The following is a 22518-nucleotide window of genomic DNA, read 5'->3' on the forward strand; positions in this document are numbered from 1 at the left end:
AATTTTTCACAAAATTAATTGTTAAATAACGTGTATTTCTAAAAGAACTATGATAAAATTTAAAGTTAGAAACAGATCGACTAATATACATAATGGTTTTAGCAAGGAAGGAGAAACATCATTAATGTTTGCAAAGGATATAGGAATAGATTTAGGTACAGCAAATGTTTTAATACATGTAAAAGGAAAAGGGATTGTTTTAAATGAACCCTCAGTCGTTGCTATAGATAGAAACACAAAAAAAGTACTTGCTGTTGGTGAAGAAGCAAGACAAATGGTCGGAAGAACTCCAGGGAATATAATAGCAATTCGACCACTACAAGATGGTGTAATTGCTGATTTTGACGTGACAGAAGCAATGCTTAAGCATTTTATCAATAAATTAAACGTAAAAGGATTCTTATCCAAACCCCGTATTTTAATCTGTTGCCCAACAAACATTACTAGTGTAGAACAAAAGGCGATACGTGAAGCAGCAGAGAAGTCTGGTGGCAAGAAAATCTATTTAGAAGAAGAACCAAAAGTAGCAGCAATTGGAGCGGGAATGGATATTTTCCAACCAAGTGGTAATATGGTCGTTGATATCGGTGGAGGTACAACAGATGTTGCAGTACTTTCCATGGGAGATATCGTTACAAGTGAATCGCTTAAAATTGCGGGAGATGTTTTTGATAATGACATTCTCCAATATATTAAAAAAGAGTATAAGCTTCTAATAGGGGAACGTACTGCAGAAAATATTAAAATTGAAATAGGTACTGTTTTCCCAGGCAGTCGCCATGAAGAGATGGATATTCGTGGGCGAGATATGGTCACTGGACTTCCTAGAACAATAACAATTGGTTCGGAAGAAATAGAAAAAGCATTACGAGAATCGGTGTCGGGTATTGTCCAAGCTGCTAAAAATGTATTAGAGAAAACACCACCTGAGCTATCCGCTGATATTATTGATCGCGGAGTGATTATAACAGGGGGCGGAGCACTTTTACACGGAATGGACCATTTGTTGATGGAAGAGTTAAAAGTACCGGTATTCATTGCTGAAAACCCAATGGATTGTGTCGCAATAGGAACTGGGATTATGTTAGATAATATTGACAAAATATCAAGAAGATAAATGCACGGTATCTGCGGAGCGAAAAAATGCCCGTATGTTTATTACATTAGATAGAGGAGGTTTTTTTATGTTCCGTGGATTTACTACAGTTGCATCAGGAATGATTGCACAACAGCGTCGAACAGAATTATTAACAAATAATATGGCAAATGCAAATACACCAGGTTTCAAAGCTGATCAATCGACGATACGCTCATTTCCTGAAATGCTTATGTCAAGACTGGGACCAACTCAAATTCCAACTAAGGATCCTATTAGTGGCAAATATGATTCTCAAGTTGGGGCTTTAAGTACAGGTGTATATATGCAAGAAACAATGGCATTGATGTCTCAAGGCCAACTTCTGCAAACAGACTTAAATACAGATATAGCACTAATCGATGGTTCCCTGCCAGTGGATGAAGAAACAGGACAAACAGGAGCCGTGTTTTATCGTTTGCAGCATCCTACTGAGGGAGAGGCATACACGCGAAATGCGAATTTCACACTAGATGGTACAGGATATTTAACGAATCCCCAAGGACTACATGTTTTGGATTCAGAAGGTCAACGGATTCAGCTACAAAATGATGATTTCCAGGTAGATTCAAGTGGTCAGATTTTAGTAGATAATGTGGCAGTAGCCAGAATTGGTGTATCTTTTTCTAGTCAACCAAATACACTTGTAAAGCAAGATAATGGACTATACCGATCAGTTGATGGTACTAATCTCCCATCTGCTTATGAGATAGATAATGTTACTTTTACGATGCAACAAGGGTATATTGAAGGTTCAAATGTGGACACTGCTAGAACAATGACTGATATGTTAACTGCGTATCGTGCATTTGAAGCAAACCAAAAAGTACTTCAAGCCTACGATAGAAGTATGGACAAAGCTGTTAACGAAGTAGGTCGTGTGAATTAATAAAGCTATTACAAACTTTAACAATGAAAAGAGGTAGGCTTAAATGCTACGCACGTTGATTACAGCTACGAACACAATGTCACAATTGCAAAGTCAAATAGATATCATTGGGAATAACCTTTCCAATACTGGTACGCATGGCTACAAAGCAAAAGATGCTAAATTCCAAGAACTATTATATCAACAATACAATAATGATAAATTAGATAAAGTCGAAAGAGATTCACCTATAGGAATTCGCTACGGTGTTGGTGCAGCACTTGCGCAGACGCAAATGAACTGGAAGCAAGGTAGTCTCCAATCTACCGACCGTAATTTAGATTTTGCTTTTCAAGAGCCAAAGCAATACTTTAATGTGCTTATGCCGGATGGAGAAAACCGACAACAGACAGCTTATACGCGTCAAGGTGCCTTTTATGTTTCGCCAATGGAGAATGGACAGCTTATGCTAGTGAATGGTGATGGTTACCCAGTCGCTAATGCTAGTGGACAAGCAATAACTATTCCGGATGGTGTTACGGATTTTAGTATAAATGAAACAGGAATTCTAACAGCAACATATCCAGACGGGACTATACAGCAACGTGAATTAGCGGTTTCTGTACTACAAAAACCAAATGCGATGGAGCAATTATCTGGAACATATATTGCAATGCCAAATAACCTAGAAGAATTAGGGTTAAACGCAGAGGATATTATGACAGATTTACAAGGTGCAAACCGTGAGGAAATAGCTATGGCAAATGGTATGTTAGAGTTGTCTAATGTGGATACATCTAAAGAGATGACAGACCTAATGACAGCACAACGTTCTTATCAGTTCAATGCTCGTTCTATTACAATAGCGGATCAGATGATGGGACTTATTAATGGCATTAGATAATTATTTGTGTAAGGAGTTGTGTTTATGACAGAAGAAAGTAAAATTTCTGCTAGACAACAGCGTAGATTAGAAAAAGGGCAAGAAACAATAAAGACAGCTGGAAAAAATGGGACAACCAAATGGGTACAAATCCGAATGTTCCCCATATGGTTGCGTATACTATTTGTAATTTTACTCTTAGTTGGAGCAGGTATGGCAGGATTAATGGTAGGTTATGGTCTACTAGGCGAAGGCGATCTGAAAAATGCATTAAAATGGGAAACCTATCAGCATATGATTGATATTAAAGATGGCAAATAATAACGATGATTTATTGGGGGATGATTCTATGTTAACAACAGAGCAAGTTCAAGCAATTTTACCGCATCGCTACCCATTTCTTATGATAGATAAAATTCTAGAATTAGAAGAAGGTAAACGTGCGGTAGGGCTAAAAAATGTAACGATTAACGAAGAATTCTTCAATGGTCATTTTCCAGGATATCCAGTAATGCCTGGGGTACTAATCGTAGAAGCTCTTGCTCAAGTAGGAGCTGTCGCTGTTCTTCAAATCCCAGAAAATAAAGGAAGACTTGCGTTCTTTACTGGAATTGACAATTGTCGATTTAAGCGCCAAGTGAAACCTGGCGACCAGCTGAAATTAGAAGTTGAATTAACAAAACTTCGTGGGCCAATGGGAAAAGGTCACGGAATCGCAACAGTAGATGGAGAATTAGTCTGTGAAACAGACATACTTTTTGCATTAGGACCAATTGTAGAAAACAACTAGTAATAGTATTTCACATCTATGTTAATCTATACTGTAAATGCTTTCTTGCAAAAACAGGCATAAATGCCATTGGATAGTTCCTTTTTTCTTGGATAACCTATCGTAAGTCACAAATTAGTGATGATGATATCTAAGAAAGGAGGAATTTTTTTATGTGGAAAAAAGTCATTCCTACTGTAGCGTTATGTTCTTTTCTATTAGTTGGGTGTAACAACAATGATGATGATGTAATTCCTGACAACAACGAAACTCCAATGGAGGATGTTCGTGACGATGTTAATACTCCATCACCGAACACAAACAACGGAATGGATAACGGTGGGAATGGAACCGTAAACGATGGCAACATCAACGGGGGAACTAACAATAATGGAACAATGGACAATGGGACAATGAACGGCGAGCCAGGTATCAATGATAATGTTGATGGTACTGGAACGGATAACGGAAATGTACCTAACGATGGCAAATGGATTAAAGAACCAAGCACAGACCACGATGATGACGAGTTAATTGATGATAAAGATTCTAATAAATAGTGATTGAATGATCAAAAAAGATGCTGACTCCTAAAAATTAGGGTCAGCATCTTTTTTAATGGGAAAAGATCCCATATAGGAAGTAAGTCAAATAAATTAAGCAAGTAAAATCATCAGGACCGCGAATAAACAAAATATTAACGCAAGTAAAAAAATATATAGTTTGCCCTAATAAAATTTACAACAAAAAAATCCCGGCAGTGTTTCACAGGGATTTCGCTATCTCAAAATTATTAATCATCCTTTAAGGCAGGTCGTGTTTTCATATCGCTTTCAAACTTAGAAAGTAAATCTTCACCCGTTAAGCCGTCTTCGATTAGTTCTGCTAGCAATGACTCAGCATACTTTCTTCTGACGCGTTTTAGCGTACCTCTAAGCAACACAGATAGATGATCGCCGATTTGTTTCACAGAATAGGTTACCACTTCAAAATGAGCAGGCTCATTTTCTGGATAGGAGATTATCACTTTCACAACATATACCTTATTAGACATTTTTAATTCATTGAAAAATGCTTCGTAATTTTGGTCCGTAAATAGTTCTAAAATCCATGAACGGCTAGAGTTTTCTTGGTTAATAACGATACCATCTTCAATGGCTATTGGAACTTCTTCATGATCTGAAATAATACTCACTGAAATCATCTTGAATGTTTTCATGCACAAATCCCCTTTGGAAAAGCATTAATTAGTTCTTATTATAACATAGGTAATTCAGTGGAAAAAAATAATTGTACAAACTACCAAAATAGCATTATTGAAAAGTTCAAAAGCATCTATAGGTGGAGTTATAAAAAAAGAGGTTTTAAGAATGCTATTTTTAGCCTGAAAACGGGTTGGAAAATGAATTGTTAGCTTTTGCCAACAATTTATACTGACAGTATGATAGTGCTAACAGTAAAGGAGGTGACAGATTGAACACTGTTTCAATAATCGGACGTATGACTAAATCTCCACAATTAAAGCATTTATCTGAGGGGAGAATGCAAACGAATTTCATCGTCGCGGTAAATAAAAGCTATAAAAATGATGAAGCGGACTTTGTATTATGTACAATTTGGGGGAAGCTCGCGGAAACAACAGTTAAGTATTGTGGCAAAGGGTCGCTGGTGGGGATAACAGGCAGACTCAATACAAGGTCATATGAGAAGGAAGCTGGAGCACGGGTATTCATTACAGAAATAGTTGTGGAGGACATCCGATTTTTAGCAACAAAGAAACGAGACGAGGAACAACCAGGACAATCAATAAAGGCGAATAGTGAGAGTGATTTTGAATTTCCAGTAACACCAAACCAACTACCAGTTTAATGATTGATAAGACCGCAATCTTAGTCAATGATTATCCAAAGAGGAAAAACCCTGACCAAAAAATTTATTGGTCAGGGTTTTAATAAAAACGTTTAAATTGACAATGTCAGTAATTCTTTAATATCATTATCCGACATTTCAGTGATCCACTGACTAGAATGGATTAACTCCTCTGATAAAGCTTGTTTCTCGACGAGTAACTTATCAATTTTCTCTTCAATTGTACCAATCGTGATGAACTTATGGACATGTACAAAGTTTGTCTGTCCAATACGATAAGCACGATCTGTCGCTTGATTTTCTACTGCAGGATTCCACCAACGATCGGCATGGAGTACATGGCTAGCAGCAGTCAGATTTAAGCCAGTTCCACCAGCCTTCAAGGAGAGTAGGAATATTGGAAACTCTTTAGCCTGGAATGCTTCTACCAAATGATCACGCTGATTTTTAGGCATACTACCAGTCAAAAATGGAGCATCGATTTCATATAGCTCCGTTAAACAATGCTGAAGCAAATGACCCATTCCAATATACTGAGTAAAGATTAGACATTGCTCTCCACGTGCTGCAATCTCACCAGCAAGTGTCACAATTTGAGCTAATTTTTCAGAACGCTTAAGCATATCCTCCGCATCATCAAATGGCTCTTTTAAGTAAAGGGCAGGGTGATTGCAAAGCTGTTTCAACTTACTTAACATTTTCAGGATGAGACCTTTTTTCTCAAATCCAGTCAATGTGTCAATCTTGCTGACAGTTTCTTGTATAAGCGATTCATATAAAGCAGCTTGCTCTGTAGTAAGCGCACAGTACTCTCGTTGCTCCAACTTTTCAGGTAAGTTAAGCAGAAGTTCAGGATCTTGTTTCGTTCTTCTTAGTAAGAATGGTTGAATTTTAAGACGTAATTTATGTTTCGTAGCGTCGGAATTATCTCGTTCAATAAGTGCTATATAATTTTCTTGGAACTTACGGAACGAGCCCAAATAACCTTTATGGATAAAGTCAAAGATCGACCATAGTTCGGATAATCTATTTTCCACGGGTGTCCCAGTTAAAGCGATATGATGACCACCTGTTAACTTGCGAATAGCACGAGATTGTTTTGTATGCATATTTTTAATGTTCTGTGCTTCATCTAAAGTAACACTGGCCCATGTGATTTCTGTAAGTGATTCAATATCCTGCATGGCAGTTCCAAATGTAGTAAGAACAACATCACTTGTTAAATCGATTTCTTTTGTTCGTGAAGAACCATAATGTGTCTGCACTTTAAGTGAAGGTGCAAACTTCGCAATTTCTTTTTGCCAGTTTCCTAACACAGAAGTTGGACAAATAATAAGCGAAGGGGTAGGCTGTTCTGTATTCTCATGGACATGCAGAAGGTAAGCTATCAACTGCACTGTTTTTCCAAGGCCCATATCATCTGCAAGGCAGGCGCCGAATTTTTCATTTCGCATGAAGACAAGCCACTCCAACCCTTGCTGTTGATAAGGGCGTAAAGTAGTCAATAAGTTAGGAGAGATTTCCACTGCAGGAAATCCTTTTTTCTCTGATAGCTGTGTCATTATCGTTTGCAAGGACTTTTGCATTTCAAATGCAAACAACGGATCTACATCCGTTTCCTCATCGTCATCAAGTGCAAGAGCAAGTTCTTCAGGAATTTCACGGAACAGCAACTCTTTTACTGTCCAATTCTCATCCTCTGATTTTCTTATAAGCTCTCGAACTTCATGCATCCATGCGGAATCAATACGGAACCATTCATTGCCAGCTTGTATAAACGAACGATTTTCAGTGACCATTTGTTGGAACTCATCAGCTGAAATCTCTTGTCCGTTCAAAGAAAAACTCCAGTTAAATTGCAGTATCTCATTTAAGCCAGCAGTAGTTTTATATGAATTGGCTGTCTTAGCGACTGTTTTTACACGCATTTTTGTATCCTTAACCGCTTTAAGCCAAGCTGGAAGAACTACCTCGAATCCTAGTGCTTGAAGTTTTACTAAGTCATCGCGAAGAAACATTCGCACTTCTTCATCTGTTAATGTAGAAGAATAGAATGTCTCTGTATTAGTTCGATCAATCGAAGAGATAAGAGAAAATATCTTCGACTGTGTTTCCTCTATATAATCACTAAATTCACTCCATTTATCTGGAAGTGCTTCGCTAATAGCTAATGATTTTTTCCGATATGCAGGTGTCCAATAAACACTGCTTTTCTTTCCACGGACTACAGTTTCTAGAAGCCATGTATCCTCCATTGCCTCTGGTTCTGACAATCTCAGTGCGACAAGTAAGCTTGGATGTGTAGTCTGAGACTTTATTGGCCATCCTCCACGTTGGAAAAATGGTATTAGTGCTTCTACATCCTCCATAGTTAAACCAGCTTGGAACAGTTTTTGTTTAACAGCGTTCACAAGGAGTGTTTGCCCTTTGTCAGTAATTGGAGCAGTAACTTTAAGTTCGCTTTCTTCTATATTTATGAAATCCCATAAGTCAGGAGTTGCCCAAACCTTTGCAGTTTCTTTAAAAATATCTAGCCATTTATTCGAATCATCATTGACACCATCAAACACTGTGAATGGATGCAATTTTCTAGAAAAAAGTTCGACTAATTCAACAGGTGATGCAATTAGTGCATTATCTTCTATTTGAGCGTTTAGACCGAAAAAACTTTCCCGGTGATTCAAATATAAGGACGGTACCCATTTTTCAGCAGGTACAGTGATCGAGGCTAAGCGAAAGTGTCCGTTTTCTAAAGGATGAACATTTAAAGGGAATTCTTTTGTAATAGATAAAGGCTGAGTCATAGTGGCAGGTTTCCTTTCTCTATTTCTTGTTGCAAAGCACGAAGACGACGATACTTCTCGCGAACATTTTCTACGTAAGCATTCCAATAGTCAATGTCATTCGATTTTTTAGCTACTTGTTTCATTTTTTTCCAGATTCGGACAGCTTGTTTATAGCTATAACGGTTTTTCTCCTGGATGAAACGCATTGCATAGTCATGATAAAGTGGAAGTAATACATCTGGAGCTTCTTCCTTAATAACCGAAAGTCCACAGGCTTCTGCATACTCCAATGAGGAATTAGCGGATTGATGAAGTGCCATCCAATCATAGTAACGCTTTTCCTTAATGAGTAAATTCGAATAAGACTGCAAACCATACAGTCCAAATGATTGATATAATTTTTCTAACTCTGCAGGGTGCAACTGAACCGTATCAAATAAAAGTTCTAATCGACGGATGAGTATAACACGAGATGGATTTTGTATAAATTCGTTTAAATAATAAGAGACGTGAGGCAGTAGCTGTCGTGCCAAGTTTGTTCCTAACTCTTTTTTTCCCGTTTGAAGTGCTTTTTCACATACTTCCACCCACTCAAGTAACTGGTTTCCTTCCATTTTCTCCGCAGCTAATAATAGTTCATCAGTCATGGATAAAGTTAAGTAAAAGTATGGAAGTACCATATTTAATGGAATACCATCTTCTATAGTTTCTAATGCTTCTAAATATTTTACTTCTTTCAGACGTTTATTTTTGTCTGTTACGAGTGCCTCCCAAAAGGATAGATACACTTGCTTTCGGTAATGTACAAGGTTTTCCATGTCAAAGTAAAAATGCTGAACTCTCACCATTATTTCTTCATAAAAAGGATCTGCTGCAAACATTCGCGGCTTCGAAGATAATTGGTTTAAATGATCATTAAGCTCATCTAGATACTCATTTAAAAAGTGAAGAACTCGATTTTGCATATTTGACTGTGCAAGAGGTTCAATATAAGGCCAAGATTTTATGAGGATAGAAAGTTCTACATATATGTCGAAAATAGGCTGCCATTCACGTTCAAATGGGCGTGACTTTCGAATTTGCGATTTTAAATCATGAATAGCAAACTCAAGTAAATAAAAACTAGTTGGTGGGTAATTCGAAATAAATTTACGGAAAAAGTTTTCGACTATAATATCCCAGCTTCTAGGACTACGTTCATCTTTTAGTAAAGTCAATTGGACTTGATCAGCTTTAGAACGCCACTCAGAAATCCATGTAGACAAAGAATCATTTTGTTGATAAAGGTAGAAAACCGCTGCCACAATATGTCTACACGGCTTATGTATAGGACAAGGACAGTGAAAACTATCTTTTGTAATATGATAGTTCACCTCAATATTCGTTACATCGCGAACCGTGAAATCGACTCGATGCTCTTGAGGTAAATAATTTGATATAGAAACCGCACCATTTCGCACAAAAAAAGCGGCACGACGAACAAGCTCCTCATCCTCTAACATAGAGGGATGCAACTTGTTCGCAATCGTATCCATAGACTTAAGGATTTGCTTATTATAATGGGATGCAAGTTTTTGATAAGTAGTAAGGTTCAAACGGATCTCTCCTAAGAAAAAAGGCTTTCCTTCCATTATACGTTTAAAACCTACTTATTAAAAGCCGAACCTAAAATAATTCGAATAAATGGCTTAATAAAAACAAAAAAGCCTTTACTTATAGTGATATAAGTAAAAGCTCTAATCTTTTTTCCAACGATTTAAAATGTAGTTTCTTCGATCTTTGTCATTGTCCGCAAAATTGACAATATCGATAGTAAGATCACGATACTCTTTTAGGTGGATAACTTTATCTACATACTCATCATGAAAAGTTTCTATGTATCTTGCTTTACTTTCTCTCGCTTCTAAAATAGGGTCTTCGCTTTTGTAGCGCTTATCTTGAAGCATATATAAAAATTGCTCGTCTGGAATTTTATATTTTTCTTTTATTTTAGTCAGTAACTCTATTGATATACCAAGACTGCCTTTTTCATATTTTGATAATGCAGAATGGTCAATACCCAATACTTTAGCAGCTTCCGTTTGTGTAATATCTAGTTTTTCACGATAATCCCGTAAATGCTCCCAAAATGCCAAATTCATCCCTCCCATATACAATGCAAGAATAGCGAAATTAAAGAGAAGATGAATAAAAATCGCCAAATTGGAGATAACCATGAAAGGAATGAATATCTATAGTATAAGGAATATACAACGAGTAACATAAATAGAAAATATAGGTATAAGTTCCGTGAGAAAGGGAGAGATAGCAGTCGAAAAAATACAATTATACATACCGTCTTTTTTAACATTACTGCGAAATCATGCAAGAAGAAATGAAGGAGAAGTAAAGGTTATTGGCGTGAAGAAAAAGTATATAGAGTATTTTAGTGGATATAGTGAAAACGAGATGACTCAGATTGATCAAATAGTTGCAGAGGATTTCATGGTTTATGATTTAAAATTGGATTATGAAGCCGACTTATTATCTTTTTACTTAGAACATGAAGGAGAGCTTAACCAAACAAAAGTTATAGAAAAGGTCTTTAACACGTTTATCGTTGAATATAATCCAAAGTTGTTTGGCTTTTTCACTATAGCAAAAGGAAGAAATAAACCAAGAACCACGGGGAAATAAAGACATACCAAAAAGCGAATGGATTCTACATTCGCTTTTTGGTATGTATAATTATTTATTAGAAGGTTGTCCGGTTTTGGGAGTATATTATACTCGAGCGAAAGTAGCCAATGCAACAGTGCAAGTAACCTATTTTCAATAGACAAATATTTTTAAACCATTAACTACACGAAAAAAAGGAAATGTGATAAACTGATAGTAATCAGAAAATTCTATTAATGAAAGGGGGAGGAGCAGATGATACTTGTACAGTTAATGAAACCATTTTATACAAAGTATGAAGGCAACAGTATAAAGATGGTGTTTGCCTACCAATACTTTTCCATAAGGAAAGATGATGAGCTTTTTCATTTTATACCGGTAGAGGGCAAGGAGATTATTTTAAATGCGCAGACGTTACAGGTAGAAAATTTATCGGAGGTATTTGTTTTTCAAAAAGGGAATAGATTTATTCGACTTCCACTTTATCAATTATTGCTTGTGTCGGATATTCATACACATCTACAAACCATCTTAGAAGAAGCAAATCAAATTGATACACAAGAAGGAGCAATTGAAGGGACAGAAGAAGTCATCAAACTACTAGAAGAACAAAATTTAGAGCGCATGTTTGACTTTGCATTGACGATGAGAGATGAGGAGTTATTTAACAAACTACAACAGTATATTGAAAATTAACGGAGGCTGTCACATTGTATAACTTTATTAAATAGAAAACACCTAACGAGTAGAAATATTTCGGTAGGTGTTTTTATGTGCTATCTATTTTAGGAAGCGGTAAAAAAGTGAAGGAACAACACAAAACCACTGGATCCGAGTACTCCAAACAAAATATCCCCCCAATTAAATCCAAACTTGTCGATTTTCATTATATAACTCCTTTCCTGTCAATTTCCCGGGAAATAACTCGATTATTTAATTTGTAGTAAAATAATTTCAAAAGTTTCACTTATCCTGTCCAAAAAAGGAAGGAGTTAGTCACTTTTTAACGAATTAATTCTTTGTAAACACATACAGTAAGAAAAGCATAGTGTAGAAAGGTGAAGTATAATATAAATATGGCGATATAACGCTAAAGGGAGTTGATAGGATGCTTGGGAAATGGAATTCTACTGGACTATCTATTTTAAGGAATATGAACTCTCAATATGCAATGATAAATAAGTCCATGGAACGTATTTCTTCTGGATATCGTATTAATCGAGCGGGGGATGATCCAGCTGGTCTAGCTATATCTGAAAAAATGCGTGCCCAAATTCGGGGGCTTGGACAGGCTTCGAGGAATATCCAAGATGGAATTTCCCTTGTCCAAACTGCAGAAGGTGCGCTGAATGAAACTCATTCTATTTTGCAAAGGATGAGAGAACTTAGTGTTCAATCAGCTAATGATACGCTGACCAATTCAGATCGAGATCAAATGGCGATAGAGTTTGAAGAACTAAAAAAAGAAGTCTCTAGAATTTCTAAAGATACGGAATTTAATACAAAGCCTTTATTAGATGGCTCCCAAAATTCTATTAAAATTCAGGTAGGTGCTAATGCAGGACAATTTATTGAATTGTCATTTGGGAATATGGGTGCTACTAATATTGGAATACAGAATCTATCTATTTCTACTAGAGACGGTGCAGAAAAAGCAATGGAAGAGCTCGATAAAGCTATTCAAAAGGTATCAAGTGAACGGTCCAAAATGGGCGCATATACAAATCGTATGGAGCATGCATATAATAATGCACTTAATATGGAAGAAAACCTGACTGCGGCCGAATCTAGAATTAGAGATGTAGATATTGCAAAGGAAATGATGGCGCTCACTAAAGCAAGTATATTAATGCAAGCCAACCAATATGTCCTAAGCTTGCATATGCAGCAAGCACAAAGTGTACTACAGCTACTAAAGTAACACTATTTCAGTTAAGATAGGTTTATAGAAAACAAAAAGGGGGAAATGGGATGAAGAGGTTTACTGTCCTTGCAGTAATCTTTATCGGTCTAATCTCAACACCGTTTTCTTCATTGGCAGCACCGCTGGATGAAGTGAAAAACTTAGTTAGTGAGCACTACAAAGGTGAAGTACCTTCAAATATAGTAGACATAGATTCTATTGATGAGATAATGAAACAGTTAGATCCCTACTCTACTTATTTTACGAGGGAAGAATTTGAGGCATACACGAATTCCATCAATAATACGACCACTGGCATTGGGGTGACAATTGAAGAACATCCGAAGGGAATTCAAATTGTCGGCACGTTTGAAGGAGGAGCAGCTGCTCAAGCTGGTATATCACCGGGTGATATTATTCTTTCCGTTGATGGTATCGCAACTAATGGTATGTCAATACAACAAGCATCTTCGATGATTACAGGTAAAGAAGGAACCGCCGTCCAATTACAGATATTGACCAGTAACAATTCCAAACAAGTATTTAACATAACGCGAAAGAAGTTTACGATTCCTGTAGTAACAAAAGAACTCTTAGCTGGTAGTGTTGGATATATAAGTATGAATTCATTTTCTGATGATGGAGCAGTTCTTGTACAAAAAGCAAAAGTTGATCTAGAAAAGAAGGGTGCAACTTCATTTATACTGGACTTGCGTAATAATGGCGGAGGATATGTACATACAGCAGAAGAACTTATTGGTCTATTTCCAAACAGTCCTGATGCGTTTAAAATTATTACCACAAAAGAGACTACATTAACTAAATCGACGAAGCAACCCTCGTTGTTTCCTGCCAATACGAAAGTGCTAGTGAATGGGTATAGTGCAAGTGCTTCAGAAATGACTGCAGCCGCATTACTAGATCAAAAATCGGCAACTCTCTATGGTCAAACTACATATGGAAAAGGTTCCATGCAATCATTCTTTAGTCTTTCAGATGAATCAATTATAAAATTGACAGTTGCAAACTTTACTGGCCCTAAGGGAACGCTTATTCACAAAAAGGGTGTGAAGCCCAACTACGAAACAGAAGTTGGATATGAGTTATTACAAGCGCATCAAGACGCATTAGTAGAATCAAATACAAACTATAAAAAGATGTCCGCATTACTTAATGTACCGACAACGAAACAATTCACTATTACTTTTTCCGGCACTGTAGTAGAAAATACAAAGCAAAAAGTGGAACTAGTGAAATTAGGATCTACCAACACGGTCCCGGTTACTATTAAAGCAAAATCATCAAAACAGTTCGTTGTCACACCAACAGCACCACTAGAAAAAGGAGCAGCCTATCTACTTCTCATTCATCCGACATTCCAAACAAATGAAGGAATTATGATGAGAAATGGTGCTTATGTGGAAGTAACTGTTCAACCATAAGAGGGGGAACACTGGAATGTTTTTTGAATTTCGTTTTTGGAAATACCTGTTTAACAGAAATGATCTCATTGTCTCGTTAAAGGAAGAAGCCACGATGAGAGACTTTCAAAGTCGCGTATGGTTCGTCGCAATCTTTGGAGTCCTATTATTTGCACTAAGAGATATTTGGGGATTACACACAGAAGAACTAACTGCTCTATTTGTCAACGGCTATGAAGATACATTTACGATTGCTAGAATCATATCTTTAATAGGAACTATTATTTGGTCGTTATTATACATGGCCCTTCATTTCTTTTTAATCTCTTATATTTTACATAAGTTTACTAAAGTAGATTTATCCAAAGTAGCGATTCTACAACTATTCGTCGTGGCAATTCTTTTAATGGAGAAAGCACTTAACTATTTCTTATATGCTGTAGTTGGCTACACGACCGATTACTCAGTCCTTTCATTTGGACCACTATCAGCTACGTTTCTAGAACATACCTATTTCAATCATTTCTTCAATGAATTATCCTTGATTACTGCATTAATAATTGCTATTCAATATCATTTTTTACGAGCTTTTACTACGCTATCTACACGTAAATTATTCTTCTTGTTAGTAGCAATTCAAATAGTTTTAGCTCTTATTACAGCTGGCTTTGAAATACTCCCAATTGAGTCATGGGTCGAAGGGGGGCAAACCAAATGAATAAATGGTTAACTATAGGGATTTCCATAGTTGTCGCTACCTTTATAGGAGCTAATGCGGTTCTCATCTATTCAGATAAAAGTCAAATCAGTAGAACATTTTATGTGAGTGAATATGAACGGGCAAATGAAAATACATATGCTACGGAAATCGAAAAAGAATCCATTGTAATTCCTGCTAATGAGATGTCTGTTGCGATTGATGTAGAAGCTGTGAATGATGTCATTGTAGCAGAAGGAGATTCAGTAGAGGAAGGTAGTGATCTTGCTACACTCAAAACAAATTCTGCTGAAGACCAACGCTTGCTATGGGAAACAGAGCAGCAGGCCTATATGCAAGAGCAATCAGAGCTTAATGAAATCATAAGCGACCTGGAATCCGATCGTTATGGAGCAGATCCGAGTTCATCGAGTAATGGACAGGCAACTGGAGGCACGGCAGACGAGATTGTCGATGTAAATGTCCAAGTGGACGTTAACGTATCGCAAGATGGTAATTTTGCTCAAGGGATAGCAGAGGCAAAACAAAAACTAGCAGAAGTAGATCGTAAACTTCAAATTGTCGATGCTCAGCTTGCACAGGATTTAGGGGAACTTTCTTTATTAAGCCCAATAAGTGGCACTGTTTCAACTATTGAAGAACGCAATGGGAAATACTTTATTCACTTATTTGCAAATGAAAAATCAGTCATTACTTACGTAAAAGAATCCGAATGGCATGATATTGAAGAAGGTCAAAGTGTGAAAAATTACTCAACTCACCGAGATGGAGTAGTAGAAGGCAGTATTTTAAGCAAAGTACAAGTACCTGCTAATGCATCTAAATGGCTAACAGCATACGAACAATTTGCAAGTAAAACGGACGAACCGTTGTACGAAGTGCAGATTCAGTTAGCAGAACCATTGGAAGCTTTGCCATTTGCCGCAAATCTAAATTCAGTAATCACTACGAACCAAGCAGAGAATGCTGTGCAGGTAAAATCGAAATGGTTACTCAACCGCTCCGAAAATGCAGCAGAAGTTTACACACTGACAAGTGAGGGCAGAATCGTTCGTACATCTGTAACCGTACCGTTCGACTTGAAACAACATGCCATTATTTCAGAAGGACTAAGTAATGGGAGCATCTTCCTCAATGATGACCAAAAAACAGACAATGCCGAAGTATTTCTACCATTCCCAGTAGACCTTCCAACCTGGAATAGCATCAAATCAGTCAGCTGGAAAGACTACGTGAAATACTTAACTTACAAATAAATATCATTGATAACAACCGAAAAGCATTGCGCTGTTCGGTTGTTTTTTTGAGAAGTGGCTGTATGAGAGAGGTTTCTAGCTATACGAGAGAATGTCGAATATAAAAGGGTAAAATTAGTATGTACGAGAGAGACTTGTCTTCATGCGAGAGGGAATAGCTTCGATATGAGAGCGAGGTAGGCGTATACGAGAGAATGTCGCCAATAAGAGAGCAAAATCAGTATATACGAGAGAGAATTGTCTTCATGCGAGAGCGAGAAAGCCGTATATGAGAGGCATGCTAAACTCCAAAACTTCTAATCTCTTTAAAAACCCCTATTAACAACTGAATTTAACTTCGTTATACTAGAGTGACACATTACGAACGGCAGGAGTGGATGACAATGGATCCTAGATTTAAGATTGCCCATAGAGAAGCACTGATTGGTGTTGCACTGGCAATTGTACATTTTATATGGTGGTTTGGTTTTGCATATGGGCTTGGCTCGAAACCAGTAGAGGAATATTCATATATTCTAGGATTTCCAGATTGGTTTTTTTATAGTTGTATTGTTGGTTTTATACTTGTGGCAATTACAGTTATTATACTGGTGAAATTCGTGTTGAAGGATGTTTCGTTAGAGGAAGAGGGGGATGAACAGTGAATATACAAGTAATCATCCCGATGGTCATTTTTCTTGCCATTATTTTTTTCATTGGCTTTTGGTCTAGTAAGAAATTAGAAGCATCGACAGGTGGATTTTTACAGGAGTACTTTTTAGGTGGGCGTGAGCTAGGCGGATTTGTATTGGCAATGACGATGGTTGCTACATATGGTAGTGCCTCCAGTTTCCTAGGTGGACCAGGAACTGCCTATACGATGGGGTTTGGCTGGGTGTTACTTGCGATGACTCAAGTAGTGACAAGTTATTTTGTGCTACTTATTCTTGGGAAAAAGTTTGCCATCTTAGCCCGCAAATATAACGCAATTACATTAATAGATTTTCTGAAAGTACGCTATAACGATAGTAAAGCAGTTGTTTTACTGGCTGCTGCTAGTATCATTATCTTTTTGTTTTCCGCTATGACAGCCCAATGGGTTGGTGGCGGTCGTTTAATTGAATCGCTAACTGGTCTGAAGTATACGACGGCATTATTTATTTTTGCTGTATCAGTTTTAGTTTATGTAGTTATTGGTGGTTTCCGAGCAGTGGCAGTGACAGATGCTGTGCAAGGCGGGGTTATGGTAATTGGAACGCTCATCCTACTAATCGCAGTCATTATTGCGGGTGGTGGAGTACCGAATATTATGCAGGACCTTTTGAACGAAAATCCAAATTTAGTGACGCCATACGGCAACGAAGGGAATTTATCTGCCGCCTATGTGTCATCCTTTTGGATCCTTGTAGGAGTAGGGGTCGTAGGTCTTCCACAAATGGCAGTAAGAGCAATGTCGTACAAAAATACGCGCTCAATGCACCGTGCATTAGTAATTGGTACGCTTGTCACTGGTTTCATCATGCTGAATATGCATCTCATCGGTATTTTTGCTCGACCGGTAATGCCAGGAATTGAAGTAGCAGATACAGTGATTCCGCTTGTCGCATTGAAAATTCTTCCTGCTTGGCTCGCTGGTATCGTGCTAGCTGCGCCACTTGCTGCAATTATGTCAACAGTAGATTCCTTGCTCATTCTTGTAAGTTCTTCTATTGTGAAAGACGTTTATATTAACTATATCAATCCAAATGCAACTGAGAAGAAAGTTAAAACTTTAAGTTTTGGAGTAACCGCAATTTTAGGCAGCATTGTCTTTTTATTGGCATTGAATCCGCCAGAACTGTTAATATTCTTAAACTTATTTGCTTTTGGAGGACTTGAGGCAGCCTTTATTTGGCCGATTGTGCTAGGATTATACTGGTCATATGGCAATAAATACGGTGCAATTGCATCGATGATTACTGGAATTGTTTCCTATATTGTGCTCCATTTTTACAATCTGGCATACGGAAACTTATTTGATCTACATACAGTGGTAATACCGGTTGTCTTGTCATTCATTGCCTACGTAACATTCAGTTTATTGGTCAATAAAACAAAATATATATATTAATAAGGAGATCCTCAGATGAAACAATGGAAAATATATGCAATGCTTGTATTTGTCATGTTCGCTTGGGGGGCTAACGTATCACTACTCAAATACATGGTGGAAGCAGTCCCACCCGTAACACTTACTTCATTTCGAATACTAGTAGCAGGGTTAGTCGTTGTCGTGATTTTATGGAAAATGAAATTACTACGTAAACCATCGCGCAGTGAGTGGAAGTACATTTTACTCGGAACGCTCACTAATGTGGTAGCGCATCATTACTTTCTCAATATGGGCTTATCCATCACTAGTGCAACTCACGGAGGGTTAATCTTAGGAACTGGACCTATGCTTACAGCAATATCAGCAGCAATCATTTTAAAGTACTACCCATCAAAGTTTCAATGGTTAGGTCTAGTACTTGGTCTAGCTGGGATTGCGGTTTCCATTCTAATAGGCAATGAAACGATGGGAGCAAACCTAGGCGATTTCTACGTATTTTTAGCAATATTTGTGCAAGTATTAAGCTTTATGATCGTTAGTAAGGCTGCTCAAACATTGGACCCACGATTATTGACAGTCTATATGCTGCTAATCGGTGCAGCATTCCTATTTGTCATTAGTTTTATTCAAGAACCTGGTGCTATTAAACAATTTGCTAACACAACACCAACCTTTTGGGCAGTTTTCTTTGCTTCTGCAGTTGTCAGTACTGCAATTGGTCACCTTATATACAACTATGCGATAGGTCAAGCAGGTGCAACGAAAGCGGCGATATTCATGAACTTAAATCCTTTATTTGCATTAATAATTTCTGCCCTATTCTTAGGGGAAGTGTTACACCTCAACCATTTCCTTGGACTAATATTAATCGTGGCAGGCGTTATGCTAGGCTCAGGAGCTGCAGAAGATTTATGGAAAAAAAGAAAATTAGCAGATAATAAATAGTTCTTTGACCCTATTAAAGAAATCCAACATAATTCAAAAGTATCTCAACAAATTCCCGATCTCTGGTGGAAATTTTACAAATGGCATTCTTCTAGGTGCATTGTGTCCATATACACCAGGTATCCTTTAGCCTATACTTATATAAAGGGTTTATCACAAAAGAGATGGGGGATATTATGGACTTTCCAGAACTATTAAAACAACTAAACAAAAGTATTGATAGTCTAGACTTAGTATCAGCCAGAAAGTATATCGAAGAGAACATAGACATACTTACAAAACATAGACAACTTTTACGTGGCAATTCCAGAGCAATGTTTGATATTATCAAACAGAAAGTAGAGACAAATGAAAAAGCATTAAGCCGCCACGAAATGACTGTTATATATTCGGTCAATACCTACGCTACTAAGTTCGATCTTGCAGGGCTAAAACTAGTTGTAAACAACAATCCAGAGCTCTTCTTGAATGAAGAAATGAAACAGTATTTAAATGAAGATGCAAAAACACTGCTTCAAGGAATGAATGTAATCCAGAAAAACGAACGTAAATAATGCGTTCGTTTTTTTGGTGGATTAAAAACGGGGAAATAACGCGTTCCGAGAGCAACCACCTCTCGATCACTCGGCAACCTCCAGTATTCCGCAATCATCAGTAAGTAAATAAAATCTATCCCGACCCCCACAAAAAGGACAATCACTTCGAATAACTAAGTGTCGAAACCAAAAGACAAAATCCAATACGAGGTGATGTAACTTTGCAGATGAAATTTAAAAAAACTGGAGCAGCATTATTAGTAGCTACAATGACGGTAACAGGAGCGAGTTATGCTTGGGCAAACGAAAATTTGTTTGATACGGTAGACTTGAACAAAGTGCTTGATCAAAAAGAAACGGAAACAGTTGAAGTGCCGAAAACTTCGACACCAGACACTGTGATACCAGTTGTGACAACAGGCGATACAGTAGGCATGGATATTAATATTCCAGAAGGATACAACGCTGGAAACTTAGTAGCCCTTTCTAAAGCTTATGAAAATGCTGGTAATGAAACTGCTAAAGCTGCGATTAAACGCAATGCAGAACGCGCAATTGCAAAGTTTGAAGCTAAACAAGTAGAAACTCTAAAGCCAATTAAACAAGAAGAACCAAAACAAACAGAACCTAAAAAAGAAGATCCTATTGTACAACCTCCTGTGATGGAGCAGCCGAAAACAGAAATACCTGTATCGGAAACACCTGTAGTAAAGCCTTTTGAAAAAGAACCAGTAGTGAAAGAGACCGTAAAACAACCTAAAATAGAAATAAAACAAGCCGAAAAAGAAGAAAGAAAAGCGCTACAACAAGAACACAAAGAAGAACGAAAAGCATTACAAGCTGAGCATAAAGAAGAAAAGAACGCGTTAAAAGAAGAGCGCAAAGCTGAAAAACAAGAACACAAAGAGAACAAAAACCAAAAATAAATCCATTTTAACTAAAACACTATTATTAGAACTGAAATAAATCGTGTAGATACTTTTAATTTCGTCTAGTAATCTAATATTAATACCGATTTTCATTCTCCCTTTAGCTAAAGTATACTTATTGCCTAAGGGAAATGTGGGAACGGAGGGTATGTATGCTCTTGTCAATAATGCAAGGTCTATTCAAAACAAAACCAAAACAGAATATGCAAGAGCTTATTAAAAAAGCGCAAGCAGGGGACAAGGAGGTTCTAAATGACCTCCTTTTTGCCCATACCCAATTTGCGAAAAAAACCGCCAGTTTCATTTGTAAACGACCTATTGAGGAGCAAGATGAAGAATTCAGCATTGCGTTAAATGGATGTCACGAAGCGATTAATGCATACAATCCTTCTGAAAATACTTCCTTCCAAACCTTTGCCCATTTAATTATAAAAAGACGCATTATTGATTTTATTCGGAAAGAAACAATTCGGAATAAAAAAGAATTACTGTTTGATACTGATGACAATGCATCGGAGGATGCCCATTTTTTATTAAAACAGCATGCAGTAACTACATACTCAGAAGAACAATTTACACTATCAAGGCAAGAAGAATTGTTAAAATACAGCGATTTATTATCAAACTTTAAACTATCCTTTGACGAGTTAACAAAAGCAGCCCCGAAACATAAAGACACTAGAAAAACAGCCTTTCAAATTGCTCAAATTATCGCAGATTCAGAGGAACTGTACACACTATTAATGAAAACTAAAAAACTACCTTTGAAAGAAATGGAAGCACTAGTAGAAGTGTCGAGAAAAACACTCGAACGGCAACGAAAGTACATTATTGCAGTCGTACTTCTATTAAATAGTGACTTCGTTTATATAAAAGACTACGTGAAAGGAGAAATCATATGATGCGAAAATATAGGGGCATTGTTTGTGAAAAGAAGGCAAGCTACACTGTTTTTCTTACAGAAAATGGCGAGTTTCTTCGTGGAGTTCCACTTATTGCAGACGTTCAAATAGGTGAAGAAGCAGCGTTTCATTTAATTGCTTCAACCACATCTAAAAGACGGATGAAACCTATTTTCATAGCGCCGGCCTTAATAGCAGCAATCCTCCTTCTATTTTTAGTAGCATCCTGGTTTCCCAAAGCTACTCCTGCATACGCCTATATACAGGTAGAAGGTGATTCGACTATTGAAATTGGCGTAGATGAGGACGGCAAAGTTATTTCCCTTCAATCCTCCACAGAAACAATGAGTGATTGGGAAGGACAACCAATGGACTTGGTGTTAGCAAAAGCGGTAGAACAAATAAGTACGGATAAGAATGAACTTGCAGTATCAACCGTTTATGAAAAAGAAGATAAACCTAAACTAAAAAAACAAATTGAAAAAGCAGTACAAAAAGTGAATAAAAACCCTTTGCCACAAAAGAATTCTATCGAACCAGTACCAAAAAACACGAAACCTAAGGAAGAAAACGCAAAGCCTCCAGGTCAAATTAAAAAAGAAGAAAAGTTACCAAACCAAAATATACCAGCAACAAAAACGGAAACAAAGAACTCACCTATTGAAAAACCAGTTAAGAACACCGAGACAAAAGACAAATCAAATGAGAATAAAGCACAACCTAAAGAAAACAAACCAACAAATAATTCCAACAAAGTCCCAGGTCAAGAAAAGAAAAAGAACGAGGACAAATCAAATAACGGAAACAATGCCAATAAGAATAATGGTAACAATAAAAATGCTAATAACTAAAAAACAAGAGCAAATAAA

24 protein-coding genes are annotated in these 22518 nt (G+C 37.1%); 20 read left to right on the plus strand and 4 right to left on the minus strand.

Going from position 1 to position 22518, the window contains the following annotated elements:
* The first annotated feature begins 124 nt into the window (after positions 1 to 124).
* The 6 genes from MKX53_RS03170 (at position 125) to MKX53_RS03195 (ending at position 4215) form a co-directional block, all read left to right on the plus strand.
* The gene (locus MKX53_RS03170; protein ID WP_340908974.1) at positions 125 to 1117 is read left to right on the plus strand and encodes a rod shape-determining protein; all 993 of its coding nucleotides are present in this window, start codon (positions 125 to 127) and stop codon (positions 1115 to 1117) included.
* 67 nt (positions 1118 to 1184) lie between these two features.
* Positions 1185 to 2024, plus strand: coding sequence for a flagellar hook-basal body protein (locus MKX53_RS03175; RefSeq protein WP_340908977.1), 840 nt, complete (start codon positions 1185 to 1187; stop codon positions 2022 to 2024).
* Positions 2025 to 2067: 43 nt separating this feature from the next.
* Positions 2068 to 2907: a flagellar hook-basal body protein gene (locus MKX53_RS03180; RefSeq protein ID WP_340908980.1), complete on the plus strand. Its 840-nt coding sequence runs from the start codon at positions 2068 to 2070 to the stop codon at positions 2905 to 2907.
* Positions 2908 to 2931: 24 nt separating this feature from the next.
* Positions 2932 to 3207 (plus strand): DNA-directed RNA polymerase subunit beta, encoded by a 276-nt coding sequence (locus MKX53_RS03185; RefSeq protein ID WP_340908983.1) that lies wholly within the window; start codon positions 2932 to 2934, stop codon positions 3205 to 3207.
* A gap of 28 nt (positions 3208 to 3235) precedes the next feature.
* Complete coding sequence (fabZ, locus tag MKX53_RS03190; RefSeq protein ID WP_340764372.1) at positions 3236 to 3676, plus strand: 3-hydroxyacyl-ACP dehydratase FabZ; 441 nt, start codon at positions 3236 to 3238, stop codon at positions 3674 to 3676.
* A 152-nt stretch (positions 3677 to 3828) separates the two neighbouring features.
* Complete coding sequence (locus MKX53_RS03195; RefSeq protein ID WP_340908986.1) at positions 3829 to 4215, plus strand: hypothetical protein; 387 nt, start codon at positions 3829 to 3831, stop codon at positions 4213 to 4215.
* Between the two features lie 233 nt (positions 4216 to 4448).
* On the opposite strand, the gene MKX53_RS03200 is transcribed toward MKX53_RS03195, so the two are convergent.
* Positions 4449 to 4874 (minus strand): YwpF family protein, encoded by a 426-nt coding sequence (locus tag MKX53_RS03200; RefSeq protein WP_340908987.1) that lies wholly within the window; start codon positions 4872 to 4874, stop codon positions 4449 to 4451.
* Between the two features lie 254 nt (positions 4875 to 5128).
* On the opposite strand from MKX53_RS03200, the gene MKX53_RS03205 reads away from it, so the two are divergent.
* Positions 5129 to 5524 carry a single-stranded DNA-binding protein gene (locus MKX53_RS03205; RefSeq protein WP_340908989.1) on the plus strand — a complete coding sequence of 132 codons (396 nt, stop codon included), beginning with the start codon at positions 5129 to 5131 and terminating at the stop codon, positions 5522 to 5524.
* A gap of 92 nt (positions 5525 to 5616) precedes the next feature.
* Here the strand turns inward: MKX53_RS03205 and MKX53_RS03210 are convergent, their stop codons facing one another.
* The 3 genes from MKX53_RS03210 to MKX53_RS03220 all read right to left on the minus strand — a co-directional run bounded on the left by MKX53_RS03210 (position 5617) and on the right by MKX53_RS03220 (position 10445).
* The gene (locus MKX53_RS03210) at positions 5617 to 8328 is read right to left on the minus strand and encodes a DEAD/DEAH box helicase (RefSeq protein ID WP_340908991.1); all 2712 of its coding nucleotides are present in this window, start codon (positions 8326 to 8328) and stop codon (positions 5617 to 5619) included.
* Positions 8325 to 9905, minus strand: a complete 1581-nt coding sequence (locus tag MKX53_RS03215) for a hypothetical protein (protein ID WP_340908994.1) — start codon at positions 9903 to 9905, stop codon at positions 8325 to 8327. Before MKX53_RS03215 ends, MKX53_RS03210 begins: the two co-directional genes overlap by 4 nt.
* A 141-nt stretch (positions 9906 to 10046) precedes the next feature.
* Positions 10047 to 10445, minus strand: coding sequence for a helix-turn-helix domain-containing protein (locus MKX53_RS03220; protein WP_340908996.1), 399 nt, complete (start codon positions 10443 to 10445; stop codon positions 10047 to 10049).
* A 154-nt stretch (positions 10446 to 10599) separates the two neighbouring features.
* On the opposite strand from MKX53_RS03220, the gene MKX53_RS03225 reads away from it, so the two are divergent.
* The 13 genes from MKX53_RS03225 (at position 10600) to MKX53_RS03285 (ending at position 22500) form a co-directional block, all read left to right on the plus strand.
* Positions 10600 to 10986, plus strand: a complete 387-nt coding sequence (locus MKX53_RS03225; protein WP_340908997.1) for a hypothetical protein — start codon at positions 10600 to 10602, stop codon at positions 10984 to 10986.
* A gap of 237 nt (positions 10987 to 11223) precedes the next feature.
* Positions 11224 to 11664 (plus strand): transcriptional regulator, encoded by a 441-nt coding sequence (locus MKX53_RS03230; RefSeq protein WP_340908999.1) that lies wholly within the window; start codon positions 11224 to 11226, stop codon positions 11662 to 11664.
* 412 nt (positions 11665 to 12076) lie between these two features.
* A complete protein-coding gene (locus MKX53_RS03235) occupies positions 12077 to 12889 on the plus strand; it encodes a flagellin N-terminal helical domain-containing protein (protein WP_340909003.1) in 813 nt (270 codons plus the stop codon).
* A gap of 50 nt (positions 12890 to 12939) precedes the next feature.
* Positions 12940 to 14313 carry a S41 family peptidase gene (locus tag MKX53_RS03240; protein ID WP_340909008.1) on the plus strand — a complete coding sequence of 458 codons (1374 nt, stop codon included), beginning with the start codon at positions 12940 to 12942 and terminating at the stop codon, positions 14311 to 14313.
* A 16-nt stretch (positions 14314 to 14329) separates the two neighbouring features.
* Positions 14330 to 15010 (plus strand): hypothetical protein, encoded by a 681-nt coding sequence (locus MKX53_RS03245; RefSeq protein ID WP_340909011.1) that lies wholly within the window; start codon positions 14330 to 14332, stop codon positions 15008 to 15010.
* Positions 15007 to 16266 carry an efflux RND transporter periplasmic adaptor subunit gene (locus MKX53_RS03250; protein WP_340909014.1) on the plus strand — a complete coding sequence of 420 codons (1260 nt, stop codon included), beginning with the start codon at positions 15007 to 15009 and terminating at the stop codon, positions 16264 to 16266. Before MKX53_RS03245 ends, MKX53_RS03250 begins: the two co-directional genes overlap by 4 nt.
* A gap of 377 nt (positions 16267 to 16643) precedes the next feature.
* Positions 16644 to 16910, plus strand: coding sequence for a YhdT family protein (locus MKX53_RS03255; RefSeq protein ID WP_093538686.1), 267 nt, complete (start codon positions 16644 to 16646; stop codon positions 16908 to 16910).
* On the plus strand, positions 16907 to 18355 hold the full coding sequence (panF, locus tag MKX53_RS03260; RefSeq protein WP_340909015.1) for a sodium/pantothenate symporter: 1449 nt from the start codon (positions 16907 to 16909) through the stop codon (positions 18353 to 18355). Before MKX53_RS03255 ends, panF begins: the two co-directional genes overlap by 4 nt.
* Positions 18356 to 18370: 15 nt before the next feature.
* Positions 18371 to 19282: a DMT family transporter gene (locus tag MKX53_RS03265; RefSeq protein ID WP_340909016.1), complete on the plus strand. Its 912-nt coding sequence runs from the start codon at positions 18371 to 18373 to the stop codon at positions 19280 to 19282.
* Between the two features lie 176 nt (positions 19283 to 19458).
* A complete protein-coding gene (locus tag MKX53_RS03270) occupies positions 19459 to 19836 on the plus strand; it encodes a hypothetical protein (RefSeq protein ID WP_340909018.1) in 378 nt (125 codons plus the stop codon).
* A 209-nt stretch (positions 19837 to 20045) separates the two neighbouring features.
* Complete coding sequence (locus MKX53_RS03275) at positions 20046 to 20744, plus strand: hypothetical protein (protein ID WP_340909021.1); 699 nt, start codon at positions 20046 to 20048, stop codon at positions 20742 to 20744.
* A gap of 155 nt (positions 20745 to 20899) precedes the next feature.
* Entirely contained in the window at positions 20900 to 21649 is a 750-nt protein-coding gene (gene sigI, locus MKX53_RS03280; protein ID WP_340909024.1) for an RNA polymerase sigma-I factor, read from the plus strand.
* On the plus strand, positions 21646 to 22500 hold the full coding sequence (locus tag MKX53_RS03285) for an anti-sigma factor domain-containing protein (protein WP_340909025.1): 855 nt from the start codon (positions 21646 to 21648) through the stop codon (positions 22498 to 22500). Before sigI ends, MKX53_RS03285 begins: the two co-directional genes overlap by 4 nt.
* The last annotated feature ends 18 nt before the right edge of the window (positions 22501 to 22518 follow it).

The organism is Psychrobacillus sp. FSL K6-4615, from assembly GCF_038008225.1.
GTDB lineage: Bacteria > Bacillota > Bacilli > Bacillales_A > Planococcaceae > Psychrobacillus > Psychrobacillus psychrotolerans.